The sequence below is a fragment of the Pirellulales bacterium genome, assembly GCA_019636345.1.
Lineage (GTDB): Bacteria > Planctomycetota > Planctomycetia > Pirellulales > Lacipirellulaceae.
The window spans coordinates 279,201-299,458 of record JAHBXQ010000004.1 but is presented as its reverse complement, the minus strand read 5'-3'; the positions used below and the strand labels follow the sequence as shown (position 1 = coordinate 299,458).

Below are 20,258 nucleotides of genomic sequence, written 5' to 3'. Positions count from 1 at the left end.
TCACGAATTGGAATGGCCACGTGAAACCAAGACCCGTCAGAACACCGGACACTCGCAAGAACGATGCAGCCCGTATCGCCGAACTTCTTGATGCCATACAGATCCTTCGAGATGGAATCACTTCGATCGAGGCAGGACGTCACTATGCCGCAATTCCTATCGGTGGACAGCTGAGAGCGCTATTGACCGAGAGGAACAAACAATCTCCGCCACTTCTTAAGCAACTTATCGACACCTACCATCCAGATGCCAGAATCTTTGCCTGTCGGTTTGCGACTTTCGATGCTCCCGCGATGGCCGATAGCCAGCAACTCCGAATGCCTGGCATAAATGCCACGTATCAACGCGAGGAGCCCGGTCAGAAGGAAATTTCGATCCCAGCCCTACTCGATTTGGTAGTACTACAAACTAGAGAGAACGTGTACCGCGTGCGTGACGTTATAGAGCATGTAGCGAACCGCGCCGGAGGAGCCCATTATGCACTTCATGTCAACGAACGATTTAATAAGGACATGACTATCTGCATCGTGGGTGGCGTTCCTTTCTGGATCAGGGCAATGCATGAGATAGGTAATTCTGTTTTGCACATTGCCCGCCACCTTCTCGCTGAACTCTTGACGTTGCAATTAAGCGTTGGGCTAGTGATTCGAGCATTGCCACAGCGCGCGTCGATGACCATTGTTCGTGCAAGGAACCCGCTTCAATTGACATCATGGTCACTCGGCATTTCGGAAGAGCAGAAGCTCTGGCTTTGCGTGGTTGATGCGACTGGATCGACAGCAAAAGTGTCCAGCGATGAGCCTGTCGACTGGCAAGCACCATGTTATGTCGCGTTTTCAGCAGATCTCTCCAACGACCTATCCACAGCACTTAGATTGTTCGTGAACGGCATATGCGTTGGCGAGACTATCGCACCTAAACCACTTTTTATCTACAACAACCCAGCAGTATACGAAATCGAAATAAATGGACATGAGGATCCAGGCGCCTTCGGCTGCTATGACATTAGGATGTGGAAGAACGAATCAATCGACTCGATAGTACGCGAGGACGCAAACGCATACGCCGCCATAGCACAAAGCAAGGAGGGGCGTTGTTTCTTCCTGCCAAGAAACGGGACTGGGGTTAAGCGAGTTGGCCAGTCATCGTTCGAGTTCCGGAACCATATCCCTTCCCTGATTCGCGAAGTAGTTGCCCGTGATTTTGAATGGTTTACGCCAAGTACCCTAGGCGAGATAGCTGCCGATGGGGGCACACTTGGTGTGTCGCCAGTGCAACCGGTGGCCAAGCATGCATAGATTCCACCCGCGGCATGCCAGTGCCTACCCTTCTAGCGGCCGTCCCATCGCCGCTGGCGGAGCCAGTGGCACGCAATTCCTTGGGCGGCGCCTCACATCGCCGGGATGCGTGGCCGCGATACGTAGCCGACTCTCTGGTGAGAGTTGGGGTTTACAACTCTCACCAGAGAGTTGCCTACGCAGCTCCGGCGCTCGCCGAACTCGACCCACTCGTCATTTAGCCCCCGGTCAGCGACCGGGGGCTTGTGCGGCCCGATCATCCGAATCGGACCCGACCCGCGGCCCCGATCAAGTTGATCGTCGGCCAGTACGGATCGCTTCGCACCTAAACGGCGAGCCCACCTGACGGCCCTAGCTGAGGCTATGGCGTCGGCGCTTTCCACTCTTGCCGCAGTTGGCCGTCCTGATCGACGGCCAGCAGTTCTTTGTCGTTGATCGAGCGGATGCGGTACGAGTAGACCTGCCCGCGGGCGTTCTTGTCGGTCGATGCGGTCACTTGGGCGACGACGACCCCGCCCTTGACGCTCCATGTGCCGCTCGAGCGGACGTCGGGGTGAAAGATCTTCTTGAACTGGTCCTTCCAGGTCACCGCCGCGCTCATCGTGCCGTCGCCGTTGAGGGTGATCAGCCGGGTCATGTCGGGGGTTTGATGGCCCCAGGTCCCCACGAGCATCGTGCGGAGTTGGTCGTCGCTGTAGCTCGTCGGCGGCAGAAGCGGCGGAGCGCCCGGGGCGGGGGTCGATCCGCCGGCGAGCCGAGTGAGCGACAGCAGCAGGTTGCCGTTCTCGGGCGTCGAGGAGAACGACGCAGCCCGCGGGCGCTCCTGGCTCGCCAGACAGATGATCGCCGCGTTGCCGCTGAGCATCGCCACCCCGTGCCCCCCGCTGCCGGGGGCGAGTGCGACGTCGATCGTCGCGGGGGTGCGGGTCCAATCGACGCGCAACGGAATCTCGCGCGAGGACGATCCGTACGGGACCGCCAGCCGCGCGGTCTGGCCGGCGATCGTGATCCGCCCGTCGGCCGCGTAGCCGCGGCGAATCTCGTCGGCCGTCAGAACCCGGCCGTTGGCGACGATCATCGAGATCTCCCACGTACCGTCGAGCGACTGCCCGCGTGCGGCCTCTGTCCCGCCGACGATGAGCGCCAGAGCGGGCAGCAGTCGCCAAGCGAGCCGGACGCACGAGAGCGAGCGAGCGTAAAGCGGTCGACGTCGAAGCATGAGAGATTCCTTTTCAAACGCAGCGGGGTCACGACAAGCCGGCCCGGGGCCGTGTCTGCGGCAGGGCCGGATGCCTGCTCGCCGACGGTCCCCGGTTGTCGGGCGGACGACTAATATCTCCGAGTCCGCGACCGAGAAAAAGATCACTTCGGCAAGGCTCAGCGGCAGCCGCACCGAACCGTTACGCGTCCAGCGACCAGGGCGCCCGCATGTGCGGGGCGAGGCGGGCGTTCACCTCGTCGTCGGTTGACCGTTCGGTCGTCGGGTCCCAATCGAACGCCCGGCCCAGCCGCAGGCTATGGTTATTGAGATGGCAGATCGTCGCCGTGCGATGCCCCGCCTCGGCCGGCGCGGCGACGGCTGCTCCCGTGCGGATCGCAGCGAGGAACTGCCGGCGGTGGAGCTCATATGGGTTCCCCTCCGAGAGGGCGAACCCCTCGAGCAACGCGGCGGGTTCGGCCGTGAGCGCCCCGCCGTGCACCTCGACGAACAGCTTTCCTTCGGCTCCCTCGAACAACACGCCGCGGGGGCCGGTGTTGTCGCCCGTCATCACCACGCCGTCGGGGTACCGGTTCTCGAAGCGGAACTGCAAGAAGGCGTCGTAGAAGCCGCTGGGCGAAACTTCTCCTGCGGCCTCGATCCGGACGGGACCCGTGTCGTCGCGGCCGAGGATCATTTGGGCGAGATCGATCACGTGGGCGCCGCGGTCGGTCATCTCGCCGCCGCCGTAAGCGCTGTGGAATCGCCACCAGAAGTGGCAGCGCTTTTCGGTGTAGGGCGCCAGCGGCGCGTGGCCGAGCCAGAAGTCGTAGTCCAACTCTGCAGGCACAGGCATCTCTGGCGGAGGCGCCTGGAGGTTTTTTACCTCCAACAAGTGGGGATCATTGGTCGGCAAATGGATCCTCACCCGCCGAATCTCGCCGAGGCGGCCGCTCTCGACGAGCCGCCGAGCGAGTTGCGCGCCGGGGCTGGAACGCTCGTGCGAACCGGTCTGCAGGACGACCTCCGCTCGCTTCACGGCTCGGCAGACGGCGCGTCCTTCGGCAATCGAGTTCGTCAGCGGCTTCTCGCAGTAGATATGCTTTCCGGCCTGGGCGGCGGCGACGGCGATCAGCCCGTGCCAGTGATCGGGGGCGGCAATGACGACGGCGTCGACGTCGGGCCGGCTCAGCAATTCGCGAAAGTCGCGAAACGCGGGGCACTTCCCCCCTGTCTTGGATCGCGCCGCGTCGAGATGCCGCTGGTCGACGTCGCAGAGCGCGACCACGCGAACGTCGTCGCGGGACAGATGCCAATCCAGGTGGCTCGAGCCCATTCCCCCCGTGCCGATGACGCCGATCCCCAATCGTTCGTTGGCCGCGGTCGGCTGCGCGCGGACGAAGCGCGGGACCGCCGAGGCGCCGCACGCGGCGGCGAACCGTCCCAAGAACACGCGGCGCGAGGCGGTCCGAGACTCGAGCATACGATCGCTCATGGCGAGGGCCTTCAGCAAGAGAGCGATTCAAGACGAGGGAGCCGACAAGCCGAAACGGGCGTCACGACGTCGCCGTCGCAGCCCCCGGCATGGGATGCACGCGGGGAGCTCATGGGACGGGCTGGGGCGCCGCTCCTCCGCGGATGGCGGCGGCACGTTACGTGTTGCGTTTAAGATACCGCAACAGCGCGATGAGGACGATGGCCCCGACGGTGGCGGTGATCAACTGCCCGAGGAGCCCCGTTGCCCTGAGCCCCAGCAAGCCGAAGAGAAATCCCCCCAGCACGGCGCCGATGACGCCGACGATCAGGTCGCCGACGAGCCCGGCGCCGCCCCCCTTCATGATCTGCCCGGCCAACCAACCCGCGGCGAGACCGATCATCAGAAACCACAAGAATTCCATCGTTCGGGCTCCGAACAGGGTGCGCCGACGTCGCGATCGCCCGCTGGGGACGTGCCGAGGCCGGCATGGGGAAGCGCTGTGCGTCACGTCGCCGCACGCTTGATGATACCCAATTTGCCGCAACCGGTCACATCGATCCCCTGAGACGCGGCGCAGGACGAGGAAATTGCCCAGTCGTTTCGGATCGAACCGACAACGAGCGCTTTGAAACAGCCCAAAAGACTCGAGCTGACAAAGCGCCCGGTCGCATCCGCTCGGTCGAGCGACCATCGCGAGCGTGCTACTCGTCCTCGCCGAAGTCGACCCGCTCGTACTTCACCCGCAAGTTGAGCATCTCTTGCTCCGACAGCAGGCCGTATCGCACCAAGGCTTCGGGGTCGGGGTTGTTGGGGTTGAAGCGAGAATTGTCGAAGTGCGTGACGGCCAGCAGCGCTTCGCCCGCTTTGAGTTGCAGCGGGGTCTCGAACTCGTACGTCCGCTGCCAACCAAAGTGGTACGTCGGCACGCGCAGCACAAGGCGCCGACGCTCTTGGGCGGTCTGCGGGAACTCGACCTTGTAGAGCGTGAAGTCTTTGCCCCGAAAGTGCATGTGGGGCCCAAGCGCGTAGATCAAAACGTCGGTCGAAAACTGGCAGTAGTGAGTCCGCTGGTAGTGCACCTCGTGCGGCGGGATGCGGACGTCCTTGCGATTGAACACCTTGGTCTGCAGCACGTGCTCCGGTTCGACGTCGGCCCAGCGGATGGCCATCGACGAGACGTCGTGCTCCTCGCTCTTGCCGGTGGGGGTGTAGTGCATCTCGAAAAAGATGTCGTGCCCCGCGGGGAGCTTGAGAGCGTACTGCTCCGGATAGACCCGAGCGTTGAACGGATCGCCCGCGATGTAGTCGCCGATCTTTCGCACCCGGTCGCCGACCAGCCCGTACAGCTTGAGCATCGCCTCATGCGAGCTGAGCGGCTCCTGGGTCGCGGGACCGACGATGGCGCCGATGTGGTGGACCACCGCCTTGTTCCCGGGACGGACCTCGATCGCCTGGATATAGCGGTCCTCGGGAAAGTCGGCTGGCACGCGGTAATATTGGTACTCGTCGAGCCGCTCGCGCGGAACCACGTACGGCTCGGGCATGGCGAACACGAGATCGGGCTCGCCGATCTTCCACGCCTCGGGGTCAGGCCAGTCGACGGCGGGCGGGGCGTCGGCGGGATCGCCGGCCGGACAGCCGTCCTCAACCCACGCGCGAAACAGGTTGATTTGTCGGTCGGTCAGCCGCGGATCGTTCTTGAGCCCCCCGACTCCCGCCTCGGGCGACACGTCGGCGTGCCAGGGGGGCATGATGCGGTTCTGCATCCGGTCGAGCATCGTCGGGCTCGCCGCCGCGACCGCTTCGTACGAATCGAACGCCGCGAACAACTCGGCGCCCGCTTCTCCCGGGCGATGGCAACTCTGACAGCTGTTCTGCAACAGCGGCAGGACGTCGCGATAGTACTCGACCTTGGCAAGATCGGTCCGCTCGTAGAACGCCCGCGGTTCGATCTTGCATCCCGACGCCGCGGTTTCGGGGACCTCGGGGGGAGTCCCGGCCACGAAACTGGCCAGGGCTTCGGCAAGATACGGCTGCCCCCCGGTTTGCGTCCCGCCGGCCCACTTGCCGTCAATCTGGCCCCGATACACGACCCGGCTCAGCGAAAATCCCTCGCGAACGTCCAACAGCACCACGGCCGGGGTGGTTCGCATGGCAAGTTCCGCGTGCCACGGCTGGTGTGGATCGTCCTTGAAAACCGGCAGGGCCAAGTCCATTTCGACCGCATAGCGGGCGATCTCGGCCAAGTCGTCGGCGCCGTTGGGAAACAAAGCGACGAAGTCGACCCCCTCCGATGCGTATTCCCGCTGCAAATCGTTGAGTCGCGGCACGAGCCGGCGAGCAAGAGGGCAGGTCGTCGAAAGCGTGACGACAGCCAGGGCCTTCGTCTTTTTGGTCGGCGAATTGACGACCAATTGCCGCGGCAGCCGGACGTCGCCCCACCGGCCCGTCAGCTCCTGTCCGGCTGTCGGCAGGGCTGCGGACAGCACAATCGTCACGAGCGTCCCGAGGACGCCGACTCTTGTCATCCTGCTAGTCGTCATAACTCGCTGGGTCGAACGCCGTCCCGCAGGAACTCGCGCCCGCCGACTCCATTCGGGGGTTCTCGGTCGCCGATTTGATAGGTACTGCCGGATGAAGGATAGACGAAAATGCGGACGGTATCGACGGGACTTCGGTGGATCTCCGCCCTGCGGCGACCCACGGCAATCGTCGCGCTAGCGTGGCTGCAGGCCGCGAGCGCGGCTGCTGAGCCCGTACCAGGAACTCCGGACGCGGCCATGCGGGCCGCAGAGATCTTCGCCGCCGCCACGGATCGCTATCAGGCGCCTAAGCCCGACTGGCTTGAAACGATGCGGCGCGACCTGCAAGCGGCGGTCGACGGCGTCGACCGTGCGTTCGCCGAGCAGCCTGGCCCCGACGCCGAGTACTGGAAATCCCACCTGCGATGGGATCAGCTCAAACGCAATCTCCGGCCGGACGCGTCCCCCGACCTCGGCGAACTCGAGGAGGTGCGCCGTTGGGCGTTCTCGAACCGGCGAGGAATTGAATCGCCTGTGTTCGCGCCGTTGCGAGCGGCGATCGGCCCGTATCTTGATGCAGCGTACGCGACGCTCCACCCCAATCTCGCCGGCGCCTTTAGGGAGCACGTGGCGCTCGCCCGCCGGCAGTGCGAGGCCCTAGCGACCGACCCGTGCGACGCACGCGCGGCCGAACTGGGACGGACCCTCGGATGGTTCGAGCGAACGGGCCAACTGGCGCCCGAGGTCGCGACGGTTCGGTCGCTCGTGTCGCTTCCCAATGCCCAGATCGTCGTCGCGAGCGACCTGGTGCGACGCATCGTCGCCGTGAAGGCGACCTCGCTCACCGAGACGATCGTGCTGCGCGAACTCGTGACGATCCCCCCGAGCGGCGCCTTGCAACGGAGCCGCCAGATGCAGATTCGGGGATCCGCAGCCATGAACGGCAACGTCTCGATTGTCGCCGAACCCAACGACGCCGTCGCCGAGTTGGCCCTGAAATACGAGGGGACGGTCGAGTCGACGGCGCGCGGCGTCACGGGGCCGGTGACGATTCGCCTCGACGCCACGGGAACCGCGCAGGCCGTCAAGCCGATCTACTTCGGCCCCGACGGGCTGGACCTGGGCGAGGCCGACGTCGCCCCGCAGGTCAAAGCGAAGATCGCCGACGTGGCAGCCGAACGGCAATTCGTCGAACGGATCGCCCGGCGACGAATCGAGCAGCCCGACTCGCGCGCCCTTATGGATCAGAAGGCCCGCTCGACGACCGTCGAGCAGTTGTCGCAGCGAGTCAACGACCTCGTCGACAAGGCGATCGACGAGATTCGCGCCGAGATCGAACACATCCGCACGTCGCTCGGCCAGTTGGGGGAGGTGACGGCGCCGCTGGTGCGGGAGGGGGTCGCGCTCGCCTTCGACGGGACGCGCAGCTCGTCGACCGAGTTGACGATGAACTGCTCGTGCCGGGGACGGGAACAGCATGGGGCGGCCGCCCCATGCCCGGATCAAGGCCCCGCCGGCGACGTCGTGCTGCGCTTTCACGTCTCGTTCGTAAGCAACATGGCCGAGACGATCACGGGGGGCAAGACGCTCTCCGACGAATTCTTCATGCAGTACGCCAAGATCCTTCACGCCCAACTTCCGGCGCCGCTGATGGTGCATTCGCGCGCGCCGCGGTGGTCGTTCACCATGGCCAAGCATCGGCCGATCGAGCTGCAGAATCCCGGGGTCAACGAGTTCGCGTTCGTCGTCCGCCTCGACGCCGTCGAGATCGCCGGCCGCACGCACTCCGGCCGAACAACCGCCCGAATCCCGTACCGACTAGTCCGGGACGCCTACGGCGACCACCGCCTGGAGCGCATCGGCGAGGTCGAACTGGAAACGCCGCTAACCACCGACGCTCGCGAGTTGGTCCGCGAGAAGGTCGCGGCGTTCTTCGGCCCGGTGCTCGACGCCGGCGGGGTGATCGTCCCGGAAGGAGGCGTCGTCGGCCTCCTCAAGGACGTTTCCTTCCAAGGCGTGCATGCCGAGCGGGAATGGATCGTCGCCGCCTGGAACATCCCAGACTCGCTCGTCAAGCGATTCTGGAACTCGCGCGACGCCGCCGAGTAGACCGAGGCCACGACTGCGGACGCCGAACCAGTCGAGACGTTGCCTCTGAACTGACCCGGCATGCGTCGTCCCGAACCAACGCTCGAACGACTGCGCAGCATCGAAGAAGGCGAGAACCACGAGTCACGCGATCTTCGCGGAAGAAAGAGCTCGGAAGCAGCAATCCTGCTGGACAGCCGACAGCTCGGCCGCCCGCCGAGGATCTCGACGTTTACCCGAGCCAGTTAGTAGCTCGGGCAGCACATCGGCGCCGAGACGCTGCCGTAGTTGACGCCGTAGGTCGGCGACGCGCACGGGTCCGGGCAGGCCGGCATGCAATAAGGCATCGCCGCCGGGGCGGCCGCTTGTGCGGGCTTCTTCTTAAAGGGGCAGCATCCGCTGCCGAGGGCGATTGCGGCCAGCGCCGCGACGACGGCCAACTGTGTACGCATGGCTAGGATTTCCATTGCTGACGGGAGTGCGAAACGACGGCGCATGAACCACGCAATCGCTGCCGCTGGCAGGATCGTCACGGCCGTCGTCTGCGGTTAGAAAAATCTACCCGCGCACGAGCGCCTCGGCGGTCGCGACGTGGCGTTTTGGCATCATTTTGCGACCTCGTCCCCTGTCGCCTGCGGGACAATCGGCTTGACCATTCCGGGCGGCAAGGTCGTCCGACCATGGTCCTGCTCAGAAGATGAGAGTGCTATCACCGCTGGAGCGAATGGGACTCCGGGCGTCTCAAAAGCTGCCGGCACATAGTCGGCTCTGCGGAAAGGAACGGAAAGCCAAGCTGAGGCCAAGCTTGCGGCGCCCCGGCTCAGTGCCATAGCAGTCGCCAATCCATATCAAGCGGGGGGCGCCGGCGAGTTTGACGGGTGACTCCGGCTGGCTGGAGTCGTTGCGCGAGGAGGCCGAAATTAACAGATGAAACTCCGTCCTCGTAAGTCCCGGCCCGAGAGAGATCGTGCGAATCTGCGCCGTTTGCCTGTTCTGCTGCTGCCTCGCTCTCGCAGGTCGAGCCATTGCCCAGGGGGAGGGGGCCGACTCGATCGAGACCGATCGCGATTCGTTCACGCCGTCGACCTCGACGACCTCCCGGGGCCGGGCGATCGTCGAATCGAGCTACTCGTTTATCGACAACCGCAGCGTCGCCGAAACGCACAGCTTTCCCGAGTTGCTCGTGCGCTGCGGCCTGAGCGACTGGCTCGAGCTGCGGCTGGGGGCCAATTACGAGGTCGGCGGGGAGTCGAGCGCGGTCTCCGGCGGCGGGGCAATCGGGTTTCTCGATTCGGGCGAGATCGAGTCCGAGACGAAACTCCTCTACGGCCTGAAAGCAGCGCTTGCCAACCAGTCCGGGTGGGTTCCCCGCAGTGCAGTCATTTTACAGGGGACCACGCCGGCGAGCGGTCCGGAGACCGCCACTCACCTGACGGCAACCTACGTCTGGGGATGGCGGCTCGCCGAGGGCTGGCAATGGGATTCCGCATTTCGCTTTGCAACGGGTTCGGCCGAGGGGGATCGGTTTCACCGTTGGGCTCCGTCGACCGTACTCAAATACGAATTCGCAGAGGCATGGAATGCGCATGTCGAATACTTCGGCATTTTCACCGACGGCCGCTCCGAGGAAATCAGCCAGTCGTATCTCAGCCCGGGCGTGCACTACCTGATCACGCCCGACTGGGAGGCGGGCGTCCGCACCGGTTGGGGACTGGGAGGAGACGCGGCCAACTTCTTCGCCAACGTCGGCGTCGGATATCGGTACTGATCGATCGACGAGGGCGAGGGGTCGTCAGCCGCGCTTCGTCGTGGCCGAGCCGTCGGCCCGCACGTCTCCGTCCGTCCCCGCGGCAGGTCCGCGAAACAACAACGGCGCGTAGATGCGATCGCGGTCCGTACGACGGACCTCCTTGAGCACGCGCCCATAGATCGGTTCGGCGTATCGCGCGTCCGCCATTCGCAAGAGCTGAACGATCTGCGGCGAGAGGCGGTAGTCGTGGTTCTGCTCGTACGGCCACGCGTCCTGATCGAGCACGTAGGGCGCCGCGTAATTCAGCCCCAAGCGGATGCTGGCCCCGTTGGGAGCGCGGTGGTTCCACAGGTCAATCCCCAGGCTTTCGCCGAACCGAGCGAGGTAGGCCAGCGCATCGAGACTGAACAGCGAGTAGTGAAGCGACCGCGTACGGCTCAGCTCCTCCGGCTGCTTGCCGTCGGATTCCATCGCGGCTGGGAGCCGCTTGTCGCGCGCATCCTCGATCAGTTCACGGGCCGTCGCCTCGTCCCCCACAAAGAGCGCCACGCGCGCTGCCTGGGCCGAATACCAGATGCCGTGGTTGTTCGCCGCGGCGCGTTCTTTGCGACCCATCTCGCTCGTGGTCAGCCAGCGATAGTACTCCGCGAACCATGCCTGCAGGCCGGCCATGTCGGCAACGCTGAGGTCGCCTGTGGCGTGCAGGAGGACGATCGAATCAAGCAGTTCGATGAACGCCCGCGAGTCGATGATCCCCCCGTTCCGGCCGTCGCTGCGCCCCAGGACCGCTTGGGCGAAATTGAGATGGGGGTTCATCTTCGTCGCGTCGTCGAGGAACCACGCCCGGACGAGTCTGGCGCCGTGGTCGCCGTACTGCTGCCGGCCCAGAAAGTACCGGGCCAGAGCCAGCGACTCGACGTCGTTGATCATATCCTCGAGTCGATCGCGGTCCCCCTTCGCCCGCTGCTCGTGATTCGTCTTGCCGTCGCGGCGAATGTACGGCAAGCCGTCCGCTTTGTCCGGATCGGGCCACCAGTACACGCTGTAGCTGATGTAGTCGTGTTTGTCGCCGCTGGGCGGGGAGACGTCCTTGTCCATGACGCTGTACGGACCGCGGCGCAGGGCGTCGTTCCCTTCTTCGCGGAGCATTTCGGCCGCTTCGCGCACTTCGTCGGCGTCGGGCCCGACGGCGCGCTCGGCGAGCATCGCCTTGGCCGCCTGCATGCGGTCGGCTTCGTAGTAGTAAACGCCTGAGAGCTCCCCGGTCTCGGCTCCGCTGGCGAGAGCCGACGAACCGACGAGCACGACGAGCGTCGCCATCGAGCAACGAATCATAGGAGAGTCTCAAGGTTGGGGAATCGAACGGCAGCGGCCCGGCGTCCGCTGCTAGAGAGTTTCAGGAACGACCGCCGAGGAGCCTTTCGCCGCCGCCGTATGCACGAGGACCGGCGCCGGCAACGTCCGGGCGATCTCCTCGACCCGATAGCCGAAGCCCGGTCCGCGGAGGCTCGACAGGTCGAGCCGCCCTTCGCGACGCCGATAGAGGCCCGGGTGGATTTCCGCCTCGGGGGCCGACGCGTCGGGATAGAACTGCATAGCGTTCGACTCGACCCCTCTCATCGTCGCGGCGTGGGCGGCCAATTGCACGTGCGGAATTTGGGCCAGCATCGGATTGGTCAGGTCCTGGACCATCACGTGCATGCCGTGCGCTTTCGCCCAACAGAGCGACAACAGCGCCCCGGTCTGGGTCTTGCACGTCTTGAGCGCCACGCCGTTCCAGCCCAGCGAGCGTCCCAGCCGCACATGGCGCCAGTCGTCGGCACTTTCGTCCATCAAAAGCGGCTTACGGGACACGAGATCGCGGACGTCGATGGGACACGCCTCCATGTCGTAGGGAAACGGCTGTTCGACGTAGAGTATCATCGCGTGAATCACCGGATGCTCGACTCGCAGTCGATCAAGGATCCGCATCACGTAACTCGGCTCGCGAACCATGCAGTTAAAGTCGGTCGTGAGCTGTTCGACTCCCAATTCGCCCGCCAAACGCCCGACTCGAATCACGCGGTCGTAGTCCCACGCCTCGTCGTCGCCGCGGAGCTTGATCTTGAGGCACTTCAGTCCGTCGCGCCGAATCCAATCCGTCAGCAGCACCGGATGAGCGTCGACGGGACTCTCCGGGGTCAGTTCCTCAGGCGACAGCGGGTCGAGCCCCCCTACGAGGTGCCACACCGGCAACGTCGTTGCGGCCGGACGCTGCAGGAACGACTCGGGATACAGGCCGCGAAAGTCGAACACCTCGTCGTCGGCGCTTTCGAGGAAGTGCGACAAGTCGCAATTCATGTGCTCGGGGCCGTACGTGTCGTAGACCGGCAGTTGCAGCAACCGGGCGAAGGCGTCGTGCACCGCGACGTCGAACGCCGAGCAACAGACCAGCGACGCCAGGGCCGGCATCCGCTCGGACGGTGGCAACCGGCGATTGAACCGCTCGCGCACCTGCCCCAGGCGGGTTCGCACGAAGGCTTCGCCCACTTCCAGGGCGTGACCGTACGCCTCGAACTCCGCCCACGCGACTGCCAACTGTCGGCAAAAGTGCTGCAGCGCCGCGTCCCGCACGCGGTAAGGCAAGTTGCAGGGCCACGTCCATTGGACGCTCAGCGGCGTCTCGCCCCAACCGTCCATGGTTCGCCCCTGGCGGTCGGCGACGATCGCCCGGACTCGGGCGCAGGTGACGCTGGTCAGCGTTTCTGAGCCGAACTTGAGCGGCGTCCGCGCCGGCACGGGCAGGAAATACAGTTCGACGCCGACGACGCGAACGTCGCTCGGCTTCTGGCTGAGCGAGGTACGCGGGGCGGACGAGGCGACGGGGACGCGATCCACGGGACGTTCCATTGTGCTGGGCGCGGCGGTCGGCAAGCCCGACGACGCGATCGATGTGATGCCTGCTTCTCTCGCCGCTAACGCGACGACAGTTCTCCAAGTCCAAACAAATCAAATCTGCCACGGACTGCGCATGTCGCAGTTCAAATAGCGGTTGGCCTCGTCGTTGCCGACGAATCGCTCGGCGGCGGGGTCCCACGACAGGCGTTTGGCCCCCGTCCGAACGGCAATGTTGCCTAAATGGCACAAGGCGGCGGACGAGTGGCCGACCTCGATCGGAGCCGCCGGCTCTTGTCGACTCTTGACGCACTCGAGGAAATCCTGCTGGTGGTTGTCGCTCTTGTGGAGCAACTGCTCGTCGCGCAGCGTCACATCGGCGAGACTGGCCGGCGTGGTCTTGAAGTTCTTCCCCTTGTTCTCCACTTCGACGCGTCCCTCGGTCCCCTCGAAGACGCAGCGAACCTCCTGCTCGTCGGTTTGGCACAACAGCTCGACGCCGGTGGCGTACCGGCAGCGGAACTTCGTGACCGTGGCCGCGTTGAACAGACTTCCCGCGGGCAGAAACTCGGCGTGGAGGCACTCGACCTCGACCGGCCCCGAGCGATCCATTCCCAGGCCCCATTGGGCCATGTCGTTCGAATGAGCCCCGAAGTTCGCGACCTGCCCCCCGGCGTAGTCGTAATTGAAGCGGAAGTTGTACAGGCAGCGGTCCTGGTGATACGGCGCCATCGGCGCCGGGCCGAGCCACATTTCATAGTCGAACCCTTCGGGAATCGGCATCGGCTTCCATCCCGGCCCCGGGCCGACTTTGTTGTGATAGCCGACGTTCGTCACGACCCGCTTCACCTCGCCGATGTAGCCGTTGCGGACCAACTCGCACGCCTGGCGTACGATTGGGTTCGAGCGCTCGTGACTGCCCGTCTGGACCACGACCTCGTGCTTGCGGACCGCGTCGATCATCGCCCGCCCCTGGCCGATGTTCAGAGCCAGCGGCTTTTCGCAGTAGACGTCTTTTTTCGCCGCGGCCGCGGCGATCGTCATGGCGGCGTGCCAATGATCGGGGGTGCAGACGGTCACGGCGTCGACCTCGGCTCGCGCGAGCACTTCGCGAAAATCGACGTAGGCGTCGCAGCCGCGATACGCACTCGCCCCCTGCTTTTTCGCATAGAAATCCTCAACCGTCTGTTTGGCGACGTCGCGACCGAGAAATTGCGTGTCGTCCTTGTACCCGTGGCTGGCGCGGTTCACGTCGCACACGGCAACGACTTGGCAGCCAGGCAAATCGAGAAACCGCTGCATGACCGCGGCTCCCTGGTTGCCGACGCCGATGCACGCGAGCGTGATCCGATTGCTGGGGGCGTCGGCCCCGAACGCCGAGGCCGGCACAAAGTAGGGAGCGATCCCCGCAGCGGCCAACCCCGAGGCCCGCTTCAAGAACCCGCGTCGGGTCGGCGCCCCTGGCAAACGAGCGGCGGTGCAATGCGTTTCGGTCATGTCACGAACTCCGTCGTCAAGCGATTGCGTAAAGCGATCCCGCGGAACGCAAGGTCCGCGAGAGCCGTCGAGAACTAACGAGGCTGACGCCGACGGCCGCCAAGCCGAGCCCGATCGGTTCGGGAACAGGGGCTCCGTTCGCTGCGACTGCCGGGGCGACCGAACTGGCCAACCGTTGCCAGACGAGCAGATCGGCGCCGTCGACGACGCCGTCGTCATTGGCGTCGCCATCGGACTGCGCGGCGCCGGCGGCGCCAAAATTGGCGTTCCACACCGCGAGGTCCTGGTGGTCGGTGCGACCGTCCCCTGTAAAATCGGCCGCCAGCAGCGCCGGGTCGAACAAGGCGTCAAGTTGGGACGCTGACAGCGTCCCGTCGAGGTGGAGGACCAGCGCGTCGAGATCGGCCAACTGTTCTCGCTTGCCGATGCGAAACTCCAGCGGGACGCCGACATGTGCCGCAGAAATCGCAAACGTAGCGCCAGCGTCCCATTGGTACGCGCCGTCGGAGGAGAGCGTCTTCTGCACCGTCGGGTCGACGTTCAAGGCGCTCGGCACGTAGATGCTGTCCGAGCCCGCGTCAAACCCCCGGGCTCGGTAGTAAACCCGGTAGACCCCCGGCTGCTGAAACGAGACCTCGTACGCGGCGATCGCATCGTGCGGCTGACCCGGCAGGTCGGTCCGCGATCCGCCCGGGGCCAGGATTCGCTTCCCCCCAAGGGCGTCTTCTGCGGCGCTCACCGTCCAGGTGTCGCCGTCGTTGTTGGGATCGGAGACCCAAGTGAAGTTTTCCGCCTGCAACGCCATTCCCTCGGCGAAGTAGCGATTGCCGTACATCGGCGCCGACGGGGCCATCGACCACAGGGGGCCGACGTCGTTGGCCGAGAGCGGCCTGCGGACGATGCTGGCCGACGAGAGCTCGTCGGCGCCAATGTCGAACAGTCCGATCCGCGGCTGGCCGTCCATGTCAACCGACACGAAGCTGCCCAAGGTCGTCGCGGCCTGATCCACGGCGGGGCTGGTCGGCGCCGGTCGCCACAGTCCGTCGGCGCCCCACTGCAGTTGCGGGTCGGCGACGACCACCCCTGGGTTGCCGGCGGCGGGACCGAGGCTCCCCCCAAAGGCGAGATTGCCCGCCCAGGTCCAGTTAGCGCCCTGATTCCCTTCGAAGATCGCGGGGCCGAAATTCCGCAGCAGGTTGTTCGCCACGACGACCCCTTCGGCCAGCAGCGTCCGCCCGCTCGAACCCAGACCGTCGTCGAAGGTGATCGCCGGGCCGTCCGTGCCGATCACCGTATTGTGGGCGATGACCGCGTCCTTGACTTGGAAGTACTGGTTGAGCGCCGAGTTCGGCACGCCGGCCGAAATCGAGATCGCCCCTCCGGCGCGGTCGTCGACGGCGGCGATGTAGTTGTTCACCACCGTCTGCCGCTCGCCGATGATCCGCACAGCCCCGGTCTGCGACTTCCCCTCCCCCAGAAAGAAGTTCCCCTCGACGCGATTGTCGTTGCCGTGCCGCAGCGTCACTGTCCCGGCCGACTCGCGGAACGTGTTGTACTGGATGACGTTCGAGCCCGACTTGTTCGAGATCATCTCGATCTCGCCGTCGACTCGCTCGAACAGGTTGTTCTGCACGGTGGTGTACGAGTTGCTCAGCGACTGATTGCTGTCGCCGATGCGAATCGTCTCGAACCCGTTGCCGTTGCCGACGGGGCGATTCAAGAAATGGTTCGAATCGATCAGGTGATGATCGGGCCCGGCGTCGGGTCGCCAGACGACGACCGTCACCCCCGAGTGGCTCTGCCCCTCGAATCGGTTGTGGTCGACGCGGTTGTGCTCGCCGTAGAGCGAGACCCAGAAATACCGCGTGTCGACGTCGGCAGGGTTGTAATTGACGATCGTCGAGTTGGTCAGCCGCGAGTGCATCGCCTCGCCCTTGGAGCCGCGAAACTCGACCACGTGGTCGTTTGCCGCAAGGGCCCCCCCTTCGAACCGCAGCCCGTCCACCACCAAGTGCGAGCCCGAGATGTTGATCTTCGAATTGCCGTTGAGCATCACCTGCCCCGGCGTCTGGGCCCGCAGCGTGATCGGCAGCGCCGCCGTGCCGTTCGCCGCGAATTGGATCCGCTGGTTGGTCCACACGCCGTCGGCCATGACCAGCGTGTCTCCCGGCTGGACGGTCGCCAGGGCTGCGGCAATCTGGCTGGCCGAGGAGACCAGGATCTCGGCGGAGCAGGCCGAGCGCTCAAGCCCGACAGTCGTCGCCAGCGTCGCCAACGCGGCGCTCGTCGCGCGCCGGTGCCAAGCGGCGAGGCAAACGTGCGCTCCGCGAATCCGCAACAAGTTGGCGACAACGGACATCATGGTTACTCGACAAACGGCTTGCCGCCGTCCCAGGTCAGTTCGATCTTCAGGTCCTCGGTCGGTTGATCGATCTCAAACTCGACTCCCGACGTGCGAAAGTCGGCGTATTTTTTGGGGGCGAACCACTGAATCTTGCTCTCGGAGAGAATCTTGCTGGCCGAGATCGCGACGCGATGCCTTCCCCGCACGACCCCGTCGTCGCCGTCGAAGCAGGTCATCGTGAACCGGCCCGTGGCGTCCAGCTTGCCGGCCGAGGGGCGAGCCCCGGCAGGGACGAACTTGATGTTTCCGTGCGTCAGCGGCTGGCCGTCGATCGTCACCGTGCCCGCCACCCGGACCCGCTCCGGGCGGCCGTCGCCGCAGCCGACGACGGCGAACGCCGCGACGCAGCCGAGGATCAAGGCCCGACGTCGGAGCTTCGCCGCCGGCCTGCATCGCCCGGCGCGATTCGCGAGATTACTTGCCACGCTCAGCCTCCTTGCCTTTCGAGGCCGCCCGTTCCCCCTCGGACGACTTGATCGCATTCCCGTCGGGGACGTCTGCTGCGAGGTCGTCGCCGTCATTCCAGGTGAGTTCAATCGTCAGATCGCGTTGCGAACCGTCGATCGCCACGTCGATGCCCGAATTGCGAAAATCCGCGTACCGCTGCGGCGCATGCCAGGCAATCTCGCCGGCGTCCTCGTCGAGGATTTCGCACGCATTGACCGCCACCCGATAACGCCCGGCGGGAACCCCGTCGGCGTCAACGCCGACGCTGCGGCTGAGCAGACGGAACGATCCGTCCGCAGCGATTTCGCTCGAAACGGGTCGACCCGAGCGGGGCACGAATCGCACGACCCCGTGCGTCAGCGGTCGGCCGTCGACCAGCACTTGGCCGCGCACGTCGTGCAGGGTCTCGCGTTCGGGCGAACACCCCGCACACGACGCAGCCAGCAACGCACCGTACAGCAGCGGCAGCAACTTCGCAGACGGAATCCCTCTCATGACGATCATCAATGCGTACTCAATGCCTCTTGGTCATGCCTCCCGATTGTGGTCGGGAGTGAGTCCGAGATCCTGGCGTCATTCGCTGCGAGTCGCGAGCGTCGTCCTGGGCGTTCCTCGCCTGAAGGACTCGCTGGCGAGCCCCATCGGCACACACGCGTCGGGGAAACGCCTAATACCGATTGCTGGTGCAGAACTGCTTGTCGATGACGTCCGTCGCGGTCGGCGGTCCGGCGATCGTGGACAGATTCTGATAGGCGTCAAAGTCAATGTTCTCGCTGAGAAACTCCACGTGCCCGTCGAGGTACACGAAGTTGGCTCCGCCGGGATGACGACTGGCGAACGCCCCGTTGACGCTGCCCGTCGCTCCTTCGCCTTCCCCCACGTTCTGCGCATCAACGCCGGGAGGCGTATTCAGCGCCACGTCGGTCACGCGATAGCTGTCGGCGTAACGCAGCGTGTACGACCAGATGTTCGAACTGTCGCGCGTGTGCGACTCGATCACTTCGCCAATCGAGATCGTGGCGCTCGTGCCGTCCTCGACTTCGCGCAGTTTGCGGGCGGTCCAGTACAAGTGGGGCCCCGTGTTGTGATGCTTGGTCATGCAGGCGTTCACGGCGAACCCGCCGTTGACTCCCCGGTGGCCGGCAACGAAGGCGTAATCGCCCGTCGCGGGAGGAATCTCCCAGGTCGTGTACTGGGCTTCAGGAACCGGTTGCGAGGCCGCGGAACTGCAGACGAACACCGGCGGGCGAGTCCCCATGGCTTGCATCCGCGGCAAGGTCCGCCAGCCGGACGAACTGAACGACGCGGCGGGCCAGATGCTTTGGTTCTTGTAAACGTCGATCATCGCGAACAAGGCCGACTGTTCGACGTTGGGAAGCATGAGGACGAACCCGCTCGCGCCGGACCGTTGCTCGGCGGTCGTCAAGTGCATGACCTCGCGGGAACTCGTCGAATCAGGGCCGAGCCGCGCCGGCACGAACGACTTGTTCGTCTGCTCGTACAGCAGGTCGGCCAGTCCCAACTGCTTGAGGTTGTTCGTGCACGACATCCGCCGGGCCGCTTCGCGAGCGGCTTGCACGGCCGGCAGCAACAGCGCGACCAGCACGCCGATGATCGCGATCACCACCAACAGCTCCACCAACGTAAACGCCGGTCGTCGACCTGTTGCGCCGGATTGCATCTCGAACTCCTTCATGCTTGCCGATTGGCGTGAACTTCGTAAATTCCCCCGCCGGGCCGCGGGCCCTGTGCCCGCGGTCCGACGGAAGGCAGCCTTGATCTACCGCCGCCGCGCCCGCAACGCCGCCGCGCAGACGCCGATCGCCGCGGCCGCGCCGCATGTCAGCAGACTGCTCGGCTCGGGAACGGCTGAGAACTCGATCTTGATGTTGGAGAAATCGATGCCGTTGTCGGCGGCGCCGACGGCGGGCGAGCTTCCAAACACGTTCGAATTCGCGTGAAACGCCAGTACGTCGAATGCGAAGGTGCTGGGCGCGAGATCGCTTGCCGTGAACGTGGTCGACGCCCCTGGCCCGTCGAGCGACCCGGTGAGATCGAGCCCCGAGGCGGTCCGCATTAGCGAGAAGACCCCGGTGTAGACGCTGTTCGCGTTGACAGCGTACACGGCCCCGCCGCTCGAGAGCGCCGTGTAGTCGGCCGTCGTGGCCAGCAACTGGCCCGACGCAACCGTCCGCTCGCGGAACTGCACGTTCGCCGTGGCGGTGTTGAGGTCGAAATCGAGCATGTATCCCAACACCGGGTTGTACAGTGCGTTCGGCGAGCCGGACGACGCCGAGATGTCCTGGTTCAGCGCCGAACCGTTGCTGTCGAACAGGCCGATCTTGAATCCCGCGGTGGAACTGGGCGCGACCGTGGCCGGCGTCCTGAACGTAAAGGTCGCGGTGAGCGTATCGCCGATGTTGGCGAGCGTTTGCGCCGCAAACGTGCCGTGAATCCCTCGGCCCGAGGTGCCGGTGACCAGCCCCAGCGAGCCAACCGAGACTTCGATCGCGCTGCTTGCGGTGGAGTACCACCAGTCCGCGTCCAGCGGATCGACGCCGTTGTCGCGTCCCCCGTCCGCCCAACTGTCGTCGACGATGATTGCCCCCGACGCCGGCGTCCCGATCGCCAGCAAGGTCGCCATCGCGACAAGCGCCGAATTGTTCGTACGTCTTAGCCAAGTCATGAGTTCCCCTCCGCGTT

General features: G+C 65.0%; 16 protein-coding genes. 3 read left to right on the top strand and 13 right to left on the bottom strand.

The window, feature by feature from the left end; genetic code table 11:
- Positions 1-20 precede the first annotated feature (20 nt).
- Complete coding sequence (locus KF688_11925; protein ID MBX3426379.1) at positions 21-1,298, top strand: hypothetical protein; 1,278 nt, start codon at positions 21-23, stop codon at positions 1,296-1,298.
- Between the two features lie 361 nt (positions 1,299-1,659).
- Here KF688_11925 and KF688_11920 read toward each other — a convergent pair whose 3' ends face one another.
- The 4 genes from KF688_11920 to KF688_11905 all read right to left on the bottom strand — a co-directional run bounded on the left by KF688_11920 (position 1,660) and on the right by KF688_11905 (position 6,501).
- Complete coding sequence (locus tag KF688_11920) at positions 1,660-2,517, bottom strand: hypothetical protein (GenBank protein MBX3426378.1); 858 nt, start codon at positions 2,515-2,517, stop codon at positions 1,660-1,662.
- Between the two features lie 181 nt (positions 2,518-2,698).
- Positions 2,699-3,991 carry a Gfo/Idh/MocA family oxidoreductase gene (locus KF688_11915; protein ID MBX3426377.1) on the bottom strand — a complete coding sequence of 431 codons (1,293 nt, stop codon included), beginning with the start codon at positions 3,989-3,991 and terminating at the stop codon, positions 2,699-2,701.
- 157 nt (positions 3,992-4,148) lie between these two features.
- Positions 4,149-4,394 carry a GlsB/YeaQ/YmgE family stress response membrane protein gene (locus KF688_11910; GenBank protein MBX3426376.1) on the bottom strand — a complete coding sequence of 82 codons (246 nt, stop codon included), beginning with the start codon at positions 4,392-4,394 and terminating at the stop codon, positions 4,149-4,151.
- Between the two features lie 280 nt (positions 4,395-4,674).
- Entirely contained in the window at positions 4,675-6,501 is a 1,827-nt protein-coding gene (locus KF688_11905) for a hypothetical protein (protein ID MBX3426375.1), read from the bottom strand.
- Positions 6,502-6,753: 252 nt separating this feature from the next.
- On the opposite strand from KF688_11905, the gene KF688_11900 reads away from it, so the two are divergent.
- Positions 6,754-8,604: a hypothetical protein gene (locus KF688_11900; protein ID MBX3426374.1), complete on the top strand. Its 1,851-nt coding sequence runs from the start codon at positions 6,754-6,756 to the stop codon at positions 8,602-8,604.
- 224 nt (positions 8,605-8,828) lie between these two features.
- On the opposite strand, the gene KF688_11895 is transcribed toward KF688_11900, so the two are convergent.
- Positions 8,829-9,035: a hypothetical protein gene (locus KF688_11895; protein ID MBX3426373.1), complete on the bottom strand. Its 207-nt coding sequence runs from the start codon at positions 9,033-9,035 to the stop codon at positions 8,829-8,831.
- A 515-nt stretch (positions 9,036-9,550) separates the two neighbouring features.
- Here KF688_11895 and KF688_11890 point away from each other — a divergent pair.
- A complete protein-coding gene (locus tag KF688_11890) occupies positions 9,551-10,351 on the top strand; it encodes a transporter (GenBank protein ID MBX3426372.1) in 801 nt (266 codons plus the stop codon).
- Between the two features lie 24 nt (positions 10,352-10,375).
- On the opposite strand, the gene KF688_11885 is transcribed toward KF688_11890, so the two are convergent.
- From KF688_11885 to KF688_11850, 8 genes are all read right to left on the bottom strand, one after another.
- On the bottom strand, positions 10,376-11,668 hold the full coding sequence (locus tag KF688_11885) for an alginate lyase family protein (protein MBX3426371.1): 1,293 nt from the start codon (positions 11,666-11,668) through the stop codon (positions 10,376-10,378).
- A gap of 51 nt (positions 11,669-11,719) precedes the next feature.
- Positions 11,720-13,222 carry a mandelate racemase/muconate lactonizing enzyme family protein gene (locus tag KF688_11880; protein ID MBX3426370.1) on the bottom strand — a complete coding sequence of 501 codons (1,503 nt, stop codon included), beginning with the start codon at positions 13,220-13,222 and terminating at the stop codon, positions 11,720-11,722.
- Between the two features lie 99 nt (positions 13,223-13,321).
- The gene (locus KF688_11875) at positions 13,322-14,704 is read right to left on the bottom strand and encodes a Gfo/Idh/MocA family oxidoreductase (GenBank protein ID MBX3426369.1); all 1,383 of its coding nucleotides are present in this window, start codon (positions 14,702-14,704) and stop codon (positions 13,322-13,324) included.
- Between the two features lie 16 nt (positions 14,705-14,720).
- The gene (locus tag KF688_11870) at positions 14,721-17,066 is read right to left on the bottom strand and encodes a polysaccharide lyase 6 family protein (GenBank protein ID MBX3426368.1); all 2,346 of its coding nucleotides are present in this window, start codon (positions 17,064-17,066) and stop codon (positions 14,721-14,723) included.
- 2 nt (positions 17,067-17,068) lie between these two features.
- The gene (locus KF688_11865; protein MBX3426367.1) at positions 17,069-17,467 is read right to left on the bottom strand and encodes a hypothetical protein; all 399 of its coding nucleotides are present in this window, start codon (positions 17,465-17,467) and stop codon (positions 17,069-17,071) included.
- A gap of 55 nt (positions 17,468-17,522) precedes the next feature.
- On the bottom strand, positions 17,523-18,050 hold the full coding sequence (locus KF688_11860) for a hypothetical protein (GenBank protein ID MBX3426366.1): 528 nt from the start codon (positions 18,048-18,050) through the stop codon (positions 17,523-17,525).
- Positions 18,051-18,222: 172 nt separating this feature from the next.
- Complete coding sequence (locus KF688_11855; GenBank protein MBX3426365.1) at positions 18,223-19,236, bottom strand: DUF1559 domain-containing protein; 1,014 nt, start codon at positions 19,234-19,236, stop codon at positions 18,223-18,225.
- 99 nt (positions 19,237-19,335) lie between these two features.
- Positions 19,336-20,241 carry a hypothetical protein gene (locus KF688_11850; GenBank protein ID MBX3426364.1) on the bottom strand — a complete coding sequence of 302 codons (906 nt, stop codon included), beginning with the start codon at positions 20,239-20,241 and terminating at the stop codon, positions 19,336-19,338.
- Between the last annotated feature and the right edge of the window lie 17 nt (positions 20,242-20,258).